Below are 12,823 nucleotides of genomic sequence, written 5' to 3' on the forward strand. Positions count from 1 at the left end.
CTTGGGCGGCGCTGCGAAGCGAGGGCGGCTTTAGGGGGGGAGTTTGCGGCGGTCAACCCCCTTGGCGAAGGAAAATGACAGGATCGTTCAATCCGCCCAGGCCGCGTCCTCCAGATGCAGTTCGGCCGCCGGGCGGGAACCCCAATCATCGATCTTCGCCCGCCCCGCGACCCACAGCCGCCGGTCGCGCGGCGCGCCCAATATCGCTTGGCCAAGATCGCTTTCGGCCTGGCGGAAGGCGATGGTCTTGATCGATCGGCCGTCCTCCCCCGCCATCACGGCGCGCAAATGGCCGTTGCCCACCACGTCCGCCTTGATCACGCGCATCGGCCCGGCGGCGACCAGCGGCGCTGGCCACCCCGCGCCGTAGGGGCCGCCCGCCTCGATCGCGGCGACGAAATCGGGGTTGACCCCGGCCGGGGCAAGCACCGCGTCGATCAGCAGCGCGCGATCGTCCCGCGCGCGCGCCACCGGCCCGGCCAGCCGTTCGTCGAGAAAATCCGCCAGCGCATCGACCTTGTCCGCCGCAACCGTCAGCCCCGCCGCCATGGCATGGCCGCCGCCCGCCGCCAGCAGTCCGCTGTCCTTGGCCGCCAGCACCGCCGCGCCCAGATCGACGCCGGAAATGGAGCGTCCCGACCCCTTTCCCACGCCCGCTTCATCCATTGCGATGACGATGGCGGGGCGGCCCGCTTTCTCCTTGATGCGGCCAGCGACGATGCCGATGACGCCGGGATGCCATCCTGGACCGGCGATCACCGCCACCGCGCGGTTGCCCTGCGCGGCGAGCAGCGCTTCGGCCTGTTCCTGCACGAGCGCTTCGATGGCGCGGCGCTCCTCGTTGAACTGGTCAAGCTCTGCCGCGATCTGCGCCGCCTCCAGCGGATCTTCCGTCGTCAGCAGCCGCACGCCGAGGTCGGCCTTGCCCACGCGCCCGCCCGCATTGATGCGCGGCCCCAGCGCGAAGCCCAGATCATGGCACAGCGGCGCGCGGCTAAGGCGGCTGGCGTCGATCAGCGCCGACAGGCCGACATTGCGCCGCTTCGCCATGACCTTGAGCCCCTGGGCAACGAAGGCGCGATTGAGCCCCTTCAATTGCGCCACGTCCGCTACGGTGCCCAGCGCCACGATGTCCAGCAGGTCGATGAGCGCGGGTTCGGCGCGGGCGGCGAACCATCCGCGCGACCGCAGCACGCGCACCAGCGCCGCGCCCAGCAGGAAAGCGACGCCCACGGCGGCGAGATGGCCGTGAGCGGCGGCTTCCTCCACCTCGTCCAGCCGGTTGGGGTTGACGAGCGCGAACGCTTCGGGAAGGGCGGCGGCGCATTTATGATGATCCACGACGACGACATCGACGCCGGTCTGCCTGGCCATGGCCAGCGCCTCGAACGCCTGGGCGCCGCAATCGACGGTGACGATCAGCGTCGCCCCTTCCCCCGCCAGCCGCACCAAAGCTTCGCCCGAGGGGCCATAGCCTTCCATCAGCCGGTCGGGGATATAGGGCCGCGCGGCCAGGCCCAGGTCGCGCAGCAGGCGGATCAGCAGGGCGGCGCTGGTGGCTCCGTCCACGTCATAATCGCCGAAGATACACACATGCTCCCCGCGCTGGACGGCGTCGGCCAGCCGGTGAGCGGCCGCGTCCATGTCGCGGAACAGGCTGGGGTCGGGCATGAAGTGGCGGATGGTGGGATTGCGATGGGCGTCCACCGCTTCCCTGGGACAGCCGCGCGCCAGCAGAAGCTGCGTCACCAGATCGTCGGCCAGATAGCCGGGCGATCGCGCATCCGCGCCCTGCCCGCGCCATCGCCAGGGCTGACCAAGGAAGGATCGGGAGACGTTCAGCGCGACATTCATGCCCGATTCCTAGACTGCCCCGGCGGGGATGGCCAGAGTCATGGGAACCAAAGCCTTGTTCCATGCGTATTTCCCGTCCCGCGCGGACGCGCCGGGTGGCTTAAAAGGGGCGGCGCGAATTTCATGGGGTCAAGGCAGGCGAAGAATGTTCGGCGTGCCTTGGGCATGTTCATGATCGCCATGTCCCCCCTCCCCCTGATGGCGCAGGCGCAGACACCGCCCCCCGCCGCCGCGCCTGAGCGAGAAGAACCGATCCTGCCCGACAGCGAGTTCGAAGCGCGCCTGCCCAAGGCGGGCGATAGCGATGCCGCCAACCCCGCTGCCCCCCTGCCTTCGATCGAAAGCTGGATCGACCAGCAGATGCCGCAGGCCGCAGCGCCGCAGGAATTGCCGCCCGCCATCGAACCGCAGCAGGAAATGGAGCTTGCCCAGCCGCTGCCGCCGCTCGACAGCGTGACCGTGCCGGCTCAGGTGGCGGCGGAAAGCCCGGAGGAAAAGACGCCCGAAATACGCTACGCCGTCGATATAGAGGGCTTTGGCAAGACAGGGCTGGAGGATGCGTTCCGCGATGCGTCCGCGCTGATCGATGGCGACGGCCGGGCGGAGACCGCCGCGATGGTGCAGGCGCGCGCGCATGAGGATGAGGCGCTGGCCGTCCGGCTGCTCTATTCGGAGGGCTATTATGACGCGACCGCCCTCGCCTCGCTGGAACAGACGGGCGAAGGCGGGTTGAAGGCGGTGCTCTCGGTCACGCCCGGCAAGCGCTACAAGATCGGCGACATCGTCATCAACGCGGCTGCGACCGTCCCCCCCAACCTCGTCCGCGGCAGCCTGCCGCTCCAGACCGGCGATTATATCGTCGCCGCCGATGTGGAGAGCGCGGAGGCGAATGTCGGGGTGAAGCTGCCCGAAAACGGCTATCCCTTCGCCAAGGTGGGGGAACGGGACATATTGCTCGACCCCGCCACCGTCACCGGCGCCTACACGCTGCCGGTCGAGGTGGGGCCGCGCGGCTCCTTCCGCAGCATCACGACCAGCGGCGCCAAGCAGGCGTTCGGCACGGATCATATGAAGGTCATCAGCCGCTTCAAGCCGGGCGAGCTGTATGACAGCCGCAAGGTCGATGACCTGCGCCGCGCGCTGGTGGCGACGGGCCTGTTTTCCAGCGTCGCCGTCGATCCGGTGCGCACCAGCGAGCCGGGGCCTGACGGCACCGAATATGTCGATCTGCATGTCGATCAGGAAGCGGGGCCGCCCCGCACGCTGGCGGGCGAGCTTGGCTATGGCACCGGCCAGGGCTTCCGCGCAGAGGCGACATGGACCCACCGCAACCTCTTCCCGCCCGAAGGCGCGCTGATCGCCAGCGTGATCGCCGGGACGCAGGAGCAGGGCGTGTCGGGCACCTTCCGCCGGTCCAACGCGGGCAAGCGCGACCGCACCTTCCAGACAGGCGCGCTGATCAACCATCAGAATTACGACGCGTTCGAAGCCTATACCGCCGGGCTCAACATCAACTGGGCGCGCCAGTCCACGCCGATTTTCCAGAAGCGCTGGACCTACACCTATGGCGCGGAAATCCTGCTGTCGAACGAACAGACGACGATCGACCCGGCCACGGCGGAAAAGCGGCGGCTCACTTATTTCATCGGCTCCCTGCCCACGCAGATCGGCTATGACCGGTCCAACGACCTGCTGAACCCCACCAAGGGGTTCCGCGCCAATCTGCGCGTGTCGCCCGAAGCTTCGCTGCAAGGCAATGTGTCGCCTTATGTCCGGGCGACGTTCGACCTGACCGGCTATTATCCCGTGTCTGACGCGCTGGTGATCGCGGCGCGCACGCGGCTGGGCACCATCAGCGGCGCGGCGCGGGACCAGATCGCCCCGTCCCGCCGCATCTATGCGGGCGGCGGCGGATCGGTGCGCGGTTTCGGCTATCAGGAACTGGGGCCAAAGGACGCCAATGACGATCCAGTTGGCGGCCGCTCCGTCAACGAATTCGCGGTAGAGGGCCGCTACCGCTTCGGCGATTATGGCGTCGTCGCCTTCGTCGATGCCGGGCAGGTCTATGAAAGCTCCATCCCGCGCTTTTCCGGCATTCGCTACGGCGTCGGGGTAGGCGGGCGCTTCTACACCAATTTCGGGCCGTTCCGCGCGGACATCGCCATGCCGATCAACCGGCAGCCGGGCGAATCCAAATTCACCCTCTATATCGGCATCGGGCAGGCATTCTGATGGCCGAGGACACACCCCCGCCCGCCGTTGAAACGGAAACCACGGACACCATCGTCATCCGCGAAGGCCGTCCGCTCTGGCAGAAGATCGCGCTGGGCGCCGCCGGGCTGCTGGCCGCGCTCGCCGTCCTTGTCGCCGGGCTGCTGCTGTTCCTCAACACCCAGCCGGGCAAGAAATTCCTGATCCGCCAGATCGCCGCGCTCAAGCTGGAATCTGGCATGGGCATAGAGGTCGGCCGCATCGAAGGGTCGATCTACAGCGACATGGTGATCCACGACCTGGTGCTGCGCGACCCCAAGGGGCCCTTCGCCGTGTCCCCGCGCGTCCATGTCGTCTGGAGCCCCTTCCGCTACATCAACAACCATATTTCCGTGCGGCTGCTGGAAAGCCCGCTGGTGGTGCTGGCCCGCAGCCCGCAGTTCAATGTGACGGAAAGCGATCCCAATGCGCCGATCCTTCCCGACCTGGACATCGATGTCGACCGGCTGAAAATCGCGCGCTTCGTCCTCGCCCGGCCGGTGATCGGGCAGAAGCGGGAAATCGCCATCGACGGCGTCACCCATATTGCCGATGGGCGCGCGCAGTTGTCCGCCAACGCCGTGGTGGACAGCGGCGACAAGCTGGAGGCATGGCTGGACGCCGTGCCTGAGCAGAACCGGCTGGCGATGAAGGGCAGGCTCACCGCGCCCAAGGGCGGCGTGATCGCGAAGATGAGCGGCCTGACCGATGGCCTGACCGCGTCGCTGGACGGCCGGGGCACGTGGCAGGCATGGAACGGGCGGATCGTCGCCACCTCTCCCAGGGGCGAGTTGGCGAACATCGCCCTCGCCGCGCGCGACGGCAATTTCACCGCCAAAGGCCCGGTGCGGCCGGGGCTGGTCTTTGCCGGGACGGTGGACCGGCTGACCGCGCCAGCATTGGATGTCGATCTTTTCGCGGGCCTCAACGAACGGCGCGTCAATCTGAAAGGTTCGCTGCGGTCGTCCGCGCTGGCGGCGACGGCGCAGGGCCTGATCGACCTGGGCAAGAGCGAGTTCAGCGGGCTCAAGATCGACGCGGCGCTGCTGACGCCCGGCGCGATCATGGAGAAAGTGCGCGGACGCGACGTGCGCGCATCGGTGATCCTGGACGGGCCGATGGCCACCCCCTTCATCGACTATGATCTCAGCGCCGCGATGCTGGCCTTCGACCAGACCGGCATCGAAGGGTTGAAGGCGAGCGGCCGGGCGGTGATCGACGCCGACCGCATCCGCATCCCGGTGAACGCCACCGCGCGGCGTGTCACCGGCCTTAACGCCGCCGCTGGCGGGCTGCTGCAAAATCTGCGGGTGAAGGGCGACTTCGCCTATGCCGCGGGCAAGCTGATCAGCGACAATCTGAAAATCGACAGCGACAGCGTGGACGCCACGGCCATCGTGCTCGCCGATCTCGACAACGCCATCTATCGCGGCGCGCTGAAAGGGCGCGTCAATGATTACCGCATCGACGGCGTGGGCATCGTCAACCTGACCACCGACATGGAACTGGTGCCGGGACCCAAAGGCGGCTTCGGCCTGTCGGGGAAGTTCGGCGTGCGCACGGCGCGGTGGGACAATGCGTCGGTGCGCGACTTCCTGGGCGGCAATGCCGTGATGTCCGGGCGGATCGGCATGACGCCGGAGGGCAAGTTCACGCTCGCCGGCCTCAAGGGCGCGGCCCCCAATTTCCGCATCCTGTCGGGATCCGGCAGCTATGATACGGACGGCGCGATCGCTTTCGACGCGCGCGCGGCCTCCAACCAATATGGTCCGCTGGCGCTGACGGTGCGCGGCACGATGGAGCGGCCCCGCGCCGTGCTGCGCGCCGCTCGCCCCAATGTCGGCGTGCAACTGACGGACGTGGTCGCCAAATTGAACGGCGAAGCGGCGGGTTATCGTCTGGAAGCCACGGGCGGATCGCCCTACGGACCCTTCTTCGCCAATGTGCTGATCCGCACGGCCCAGGGCCCGCTGACCATCGACATTACCCGCGCGCGCTTTGCCGGGGTGGACATGAACGGGCGGGTGCAGCAAAGCGCCGCCGGGCCGTTCGCCGGGCAGCTCGCGATGAACGGGTCTGGCATCAACGGCACGGTGCGCCTGTCCGCCGTGGGCAAGGCGCAGGGCGTCAACGTCAACGCCACCGCCAGCAATGCGCGGCTGCCCGGCGATGCGGACATCGTCATCGGCCGTGCCATCGTCAACGCCTCCATGGTGCTGACCGACCAGCCCCGCATCCTTGCCGATGTGCAGATGGCGAACGCCGCCTATGGCGATTATGTGGTGCGCAAGGCGCGCGGACGGGTCGATTATCAGGGTGGACGCGGCCGCGCACAGCTGGTCGCCGACGGATCGACCGGCGTGCCCTTCTCCATCGCGGTGAACGCCGCATTGCGCCCCAGCCTCTATGCCGTCGCGCTGGAAGGCAAGGCGAGCAACATCCCCTTCCGCTTCGCCCGGCCCGCCATCATCCGCATCGAACAGGGCGGCTACCGGCTGGAGCCCGCTACGCTGGTGCTGCCGCAGGGCCGCGTCGACCTCGCCGGGCGCTTCGGCGGGCAGACAGCCCTGCAAGCGCGGTTCAAGGATTTCGACCTCGCCATCGCCAACATCGCCTCGCCCGGCCTGGGCGTCAGCGGCAAGGCGACCGGGTCGCTGGACTTCACCCAGAGCGGCAACGCTTTCCCCACCGCGACCACGCGCGTGGCGATCAGCGACTTCCGCCGCTCCAGCCTGAGCGCCGTGTCCGATCCGGTCTCCATGGCGATCGAGGGCAAGCTGTCGGGCGCGGGCGGCGACCTGCGCGGCCTCATCCGGCGCGGCAATGCGACCCTTGGCCGCTTCGTCGCGACGCTGGCGCCGCCGGGACCGGGCGCGGGCTGGATGCAGCAGCTTCAGGCAGCGCCCCTTGGCGGCGGCATCCGCTATGCCGGGCCCGCCGATGTCCTCTTCTCCTTCGCCGGGCTCGCCGACCAGCAGTTGACCGGGCCCATCGCGGTGGCGGCGGACTTCGGCGGCAGGCTGAGCCAGCCGCGCCTCAACGGCCTTGTCCGCGCCAATGCGCTCACTTATGAAAATGAGACGTTCGGCACGCGCGTCACGCAGATGCGGCTGGATGGCCGCTTCACCAACGACCGGCTCGACATACGCGACTTTTCCGGGCGCGCGGGCGACGGCACGGTGCAGGCGCGCGGCACGGTGGGGCTGGCGGCGGACAGCGGCTATCCGATGGACATAGCGGTGAAGCTGGACCGCGCCCGCCTTGCCCGCAGCGAAGCCATCACCAGCGTCGCGACCGGCACGATCAACATCACCAACAGCGCGGCCAATGGCGGCCTGATCAAGGGCGACCTGTGGCTGCCCGAAACGCGCTACCGCGTCGCCTGGCAGGGCGGGGCCGAAATCCGCCAGTTGACCGGCGTGCGGCGCAAGGGCGAGGGCAGCGACGTGCTCGACCAGCGGCTCGCCGGGCGGCAGGCGGCGGCCAGGCCCGCGAACTGGAAGCTGGACGTCCGCGTGCGCGCCGATAACGAGATCTACGTGACCGGCATGGGCCTCGATTCCGAATGGAAGACCAACATGCGCGTCACCGGCACCACCGCCGATCCGCGCGTGGTCGGCAAGATCGAGGTGATCCGCGGCCGCTACAGCTTCTCCGGCCACCAGTTCGAACTGGAGCAGGGCGTCATCACCTTCAACGGGCCGATGATGAACCCGGTGCTGGCGATCCGCGCGGAAACGCGGATCGACACGGTCACGGCGGGCATCGCCGTCGCTGGAACGGCGCAACGGCCCGACATCAGCTTCGTGTCCACGCCCACCTTGCCGCAGGACGAGATATTGGCCCGCATCCTGTTCGGCGACAATGTGGCGAACCTGTCAGCGACCCAGGCGGTGCAGCTGGCGGCGGCGCTCAATGGTCTGCGCGGCGGTGGCGGCGGGCTGAACCCGATGGGCAAGCTGCAAAATGCGTCGGGCATCGACCGCATCGGCATCGTCGGCGGCGATGACGCGACCGGTCGCGGCACGTCGCTCGCGGTCGGGCAGCGCATCTCCAACGACATCTATGTGGAGGTGATCACCGATCCCAAGGGCTTCACCGCGACCCAGCTCGAAATCTCGCTGTCCAAGACGCTGAGCCTGCTGTCGAAGACCGGCACCAACGCCGGATCATCGGCCAACCTGCGCTATTCCAAGGATTATTGAGGGTTTAATCCTCCCCGTCGCAAGATGGGGAGGGGACCAGCCTTCTACGGCGCAGGAAGGATTGAACTCACCCCCTCAATGAAAATCCCGCGACCTGGGCAATATCCGCACATTGCGCGGGTGGCTGGAGGTGCGGGGATGCTGGGGATGGATGAACTCATCCGCCCGCGAGAGCGCCAGTTGCGGCCGGTGCGTATCCGACAGGCGCGACAGTTCGGCGGTGCGGTCGTGGACGCGGCTCGCCATCAGGTGGACGACGCCTTCCTTGCTGCGCTGCACTTCGCCTTCGACCAGCATCAGCCGTGACGCCATGACGGGCCGCCGCTGCATTTCGAACAGCCGGGCCCAGAGCAGGACATTGGTGATCCCCGTCTCATCCTCGATGGTGATGAAGACGGCATTGCCCTTGCCGGGGCGCTGCCGCACCAGCACCACGCCCGCCGTCCGCACCAGCGCCCCATTCTTCGCGGCCGATGTCTGCGCGCAGCTCAGCACGCCTTCCGCGGCGAAGACCGGCCGCAAAAACTGCATGGGGTGGCCTTTGAGCGACAGGCGCGTCATCTGGTAGTCGGCAGCGACATGCTCGGCGAGCGGCATGGCGGGCAGCCTGGCGTCAGGCTCCCGCCCCAGCTCGCCCCCTGCCGCCTCGCCACGCTGGCGGGCGGCGGCGAACAGCGGCAATTCATTGGACGGCGTGCGCCGCGCTTCCCACAAGGCCGCCCGCCTGTCCTGCCCCAGCGACCGGCAGGCATCCGCATCCGCCAGCAGGCGCAAGGCCCGTGCGGGCAACCCCGCCCGCCGCGCCAGATCCTCAAGGCTGGTGAACAATCCCTGCGCCCGCGCCTCGACCAGTTGCGCGGCCCAGCCCTCGCGAAAGCCATCGATCTGGCGCAAGCCCAGCCGCAGCGCCAGCGCCCGGCCCTCGCCCTCTCCCTTCCCGCTGTCGCGCGACCGCAGCAGCGGCTCCAGCGCATTGTCCCAGCCGCTCATATTGACATCGGCATCATGCACGGTGACGCCATGATCGCGCGCATCACGGACGATCTGCGCGGGGGCATAAAAGCCCATGGGCTGGGAATTCAGCAGCGCGCAGGCGAACACGGCGGGCTGGTGGCATTTGATCCAGGCGGACACATAGACCAGCCGGGCAAAGGACAAGGCATGGCTTTCGGGAAAGCCATAGCTGCCGAACCCCTCGATCTGCCTGTAGCAGCGTTCGGCGAAATCGGCCTTGTAGCCGCGCTCCACCATGCCGTTGACCATCTTGTCCTTGAACTTGTCCATGCCGCCCACCTGGCGGAAAGTCGCCATGGAACGGCGCAACTGGTTCGCTTCCGACGGCGTGAATCCGGCAGCGACGATGGCCAGCTTCATCGCCTGCTCCTGGAAAAGGGGGACGCCGTAGGTCTTGCCCAGCAGGGATTTGAGTTCGTCCGGCGGACCATGAGCGGGATCGGGCGCTGGATATTCCACATCCTCCTCTCCGCATCTGCGCCGCAAATAGGGGTGCACCATGTCACCTTCGATCGGCCCTGGCCGCACGATCGCCACCTGCACCGTCAAATCATAGATGGATCGTGGCCGCAGCCGTGGCAGCATGTTGATCTGCGCCCGGCTTTCGACCTGGAAAACGCCAATGCTGTCGCCCTTTTCCAGCATGGTGTAGACGGCGGGGTCGCCGGACTTGAGGTCGATATTGAGGTCGTGATCGCCCAGATCATGAAGCCGCATCAGGTCATAGGCTTTGCGAATGCAGCTCAACATGCCCAGCGCCAGTATATCCACCTTCATCAATCCCAGCGCGTCGATGTCATCCTTGTCCCATTCAATGAAGCTGCGGCCTTCCATCGCCGCATGATGCAGCGGCACCGTTTCATCGAGCCGGTTCTGCGTCAGCACGAAGCCGCCCACATGCTGGGACAAGTGCCGGGGGAAAGGGGCGTCCAGAAGCTGGTCCACCACGGCGCGCAGCCGCACGATCTGGGGATTGTCGAGGGCAAAGCCCGCTTCCATGATCCGCGCTTCGGGAAACTCGCCCGAATAGCTGCCCCAGACCGTGCTCGACAGGCGCGCCGCCACATCTTCGCTCAGGCCCAGCGCCTTTGCGGCTTCCCGCACGGCGCTGCGCGACCGGTAATGGATCACGGTGGCCGCGATCCCGGCGCGATGGCGGCCATAGCGTTCGTAGATATATTGCATCACCTCCTCGCGCCGCTCATGTTCGAAATCGACGTCGATATCGGGAGGCTCGTCCCGTTCTTCCGACACGAAGCGGGAAAAGAGCAGTTCATGGCGCTCCGGGTCGACCGAGGTGACGCCCAGCAGGAAGCAGACCATGGAATTGGCCGCCGATCCGCGCCCCTGGCACAATATGCCCTTCATCCGGGCAAAGGCGACGATGTCGTGGACGGTCAGGAAATAATAGGCATAGTTGCGGTCGCCGATCAATTGAAACTCTTCGTCCAGAAGCTTGCGGACCTTGGATGGAATATGCGGACCATAGCGCGCATGCGCGGCGGAAATGGTCAGTTCCTCCAGCCATTGCTGCGCCGTCCAGCCTTCGGGCACGGGCTCATGGGGATATTCATAGGCCAGCTGTTCCAGCCGGAAATGCACCTGGCCAAGGAAGCGCATGCTTTCGGCGATGGCTTGCGGGCAATCGCGAAACAGCCGCGCCATTTCATCGGGCGCATGGATGTGCCGTTCAGCATTGGCCTCCAGCAGCCGCCCCGCCTTGCCGATGGTCACGCCTTCGCGGATGCAGCTCAGTACATCCTGCAACGGCCGCTGTGCGGGCGTGGCGTAAAGCGCGTCCATCGTCGCGATCAGGGGCACGCCGGTGCGATCGCTCAGCCCCTGCAAGCGAGCGATCCGGCGCGCGTCCCGTCCATCCCGGCACAAGGCCGCGCCCAGCCAAACCCGTCCGGGCGCCAGACGGGACAGACGCAACAAACAGGATTCCAGGTCCGCCGGACGCGGCGGCGGCACCAGGCTCAAATGCCCCTGCCGGACCGCTTCCTTTGAAGGCCGGTCGTCATAGTCATAGTCCACCGGCTTTCGATGCGCGGTCTGCGCCGTGGCCGTCGAGGATGGCAGGACGATCAGCAGCAGATCGTCGAGATAAGCGGTCAGATCCGCATAGGTGAGGATGCAATCTCCCTTCACCGACCGCAAATTGCCGACCGTCAGCAATTTGGTGAGTTCCCCCCACCCGCGCCGGGTGGCGGGATAGGCCACGATATCGGGCGTGCCGTCGGCAAAGACCAGCCGTGCGCCGGCGATCAGCCGCAGATCATTCTGGCACGCCTGCTCCTCTTCTTCGGTCAATTCCAGCGGCTGCCCCGCTTCCTTCTTCGCCGCCAGCAGGTTGGCGCGCGCTTTTTCGGGCGCGCGTTTCAGCGCCGACCAGGCCCGGACCACGCCCGCGACCGTATTGCGATCGGCAATGCCCAACCCCTTCAGGCCAAGATCGATCGCCTGCGACACCATGTCCGAAGCGTGCGACGCGCCGCGCAGGAAGGAAAAGTTGGTCGCCGCCACCAACTCGGCAAAGGCAGGACCATCATCCTTGCGGGACGAAGGCGGCCGCGCCTCCTTGGCCCGCGCCTTTTCCCGCGCCGCTTCGGCCGCGTTCAATTCCCGCCGGTCCATGGACTTGGGCCTGGACGGGTCGGGGCCCTTGCCGCGTTTCATGCGAACAGGCCGTGGATATACCAGGCGGGATGCCGCGCCTCCGCGCCATAGAGGCCGTGGCGGAAAATCCAGTAGCGCCGCCCGCGCGCATCCTCGATCCGGTAATAGTCGCGCGTCATTCCCGCGCTTTCGCCTTCCAGCGCGCCGTCCTTCGCCTTCCACCATTCGGGCGCGATCCGCTCCGGCCCTTCATAGCGGGTCACTTCATGCGCCGCGCGCCGCCAGCGGAAATGATGCGGGGGGCCGTCGGGGACCTGCGCCACCACCTCGATCGGCTGGGGCGGGTCGAACAAATGGATGGGGCGCATCGGCGGATCGCCCGGCTCGCCCGGCTCGCCCTGGCGCGGCCAGCTCGACGGCGTGCGGACCTCGATCGCTGGCAAGGCGAGTTGCGCCTGTTCGGGGATGTGGCTGTCGCGCGGCTCCAGCCGCTGGATGCGGTTGCGCCCGGCGCGGACGGACAGCCGGTCGATCAGCGCCGCGACCGCTTCCTCCCGCCGCGCCTCCCCGCCTTCCAGGGCAAGCTGGGTCGCGGCCATCGGTTCGGCCTGCGGCACGGCAAGGCGCAGCATGTCGAACCCGAAGCCGGGGTCGAGCGGATCGGACAGGCTGTCGATCCGCTCCTGCACCAGCCGCATGATCGCGGGCGCATCGCGCACCGGCAGGCTGGTTTCCACCCGCAGCGGGAAGGCAAGGCCATCGGTGCGGAAGAACAACAGTTCGAACCGGCGCCCGCCTTCGCTCCGTTCGCGCAGGCGCTCGCCCGCCTCGGCCGCCATCTCCTCGACCGCCGCGAGCGCATAGGCGGTGCTGCCCACGGG

4 protein-coding genes and 1 pseudogene are annotated in these 12,823 nt (G+C 67.5%); 2 read left to right on the top strand and 3 right to left on the bottom strand.

The window, feature by feature from the left end:
* Positions 1-87 precede the first annotated feature (87 nt).
* Positions 88-1,854: a single-stranded-DNA-specific exonuclease RecJ gene (gene recJ / locus L288_RS37205; protein WP_021239223.1), complete on the bottom strand. Its 1,767-nt coding sequence runs from the start codon at positions 1,852-1,854 to the stop codon at positions 88-90.
* A 123-nt stretch (positions 1,855-1,977) separates the two neighbouring features.
* On the opposite strand from recJ, the gene L288_RS37210 reads away from it, so the two are divergent.
* Positions 1,978-4,086 (top strand): autotransporter assembly complex protein TamA, encoded by a 2,109-nt coding sequence (locus L288_RS37210; protein ID WP_031304682.1) that lies wholly within the window; start codon positions 1,978-1,980, stop codon positions 4,084-4,086.
* A complete protein-coding gene (locus L288_RS37215) occupies positions 4,086-8,309 on the top strand; it encodes a translocation/assembly module TamB domain-containing protein (protein WP_021239225.1) in 4,224 nt (1,407 codons plus the stop codon). The genes L288_RS37210 and L288_RS37215 overlap by 1 nt, the downstream gene beginning before the upstream one ends.
* Positions 8,310-8,384: 75 nt before the next feature.
* Here L288_RS37215 and L288_RS37220 read toward each other — a convergent pair whose 3' ends face one another.
* Together L288_RS37220 and L288_RS37225 are read right to left on the bottom strand one after the other, a co-directional pair.
* Complete coding sequence (locus L288_RS37220; RefSeq protein ID WP_031304683.1) at positions 8,385-12,002, bottom strand: error-prone DNA polymerase; 3,618 nt, start codon at positions 12,000-12,002, stop codon at positions 8,385-8,387.
* Positions 11,999-12,823, bottom strand: a pseudogene (locus L288_RS37225) (DNA polymerase Y family protein); the annotation flags it as partial. The pseudogene L288_RS37225 and the gene L288_RS37220, both read right to left, overlap by 4 nt.

This window comes from Sphingobium quisquiliarum P25 (genome assembly GCF_000445065.1).
Taxonomy (GTDB): Bacteria; Pseudomonadota; Alphaproteobacteria; order Sphingomonadales; family Sphingomonadaceae; genus Sphingobium; species Sphingobium quisquiliarum.

Coding starts and splice junctions, on each gene's coding strand:
- recJ (WP_021239223.1), bottom strand. CDS start 1,854: ATGAATGTCGCGCTGAACGTCTCCCGATCCTTCCTTGGTCAGCCCTGG.
- L288_RS37215 (WP_021239225.1), top strand. CDS start 4,086: ATGGCCGAGGACACACCCCCGCCCGCCGTTGAAACGGAAACCACGGAC.
- L288_RS37210 (WP_031304682.1), top strand. CDS start 1,978: ATGGGGTCAAGGCAGGCGAAGAATGTTCGGCGTGCCTTGGGCATGTTC.
- L288_RS37220 (WP_031304683.1), bottom strand. CDS start 12,002: ATGAAACGCGGCAAGGGCCCCGACCCGTCCAGGCCCAAGTCCATGGAC.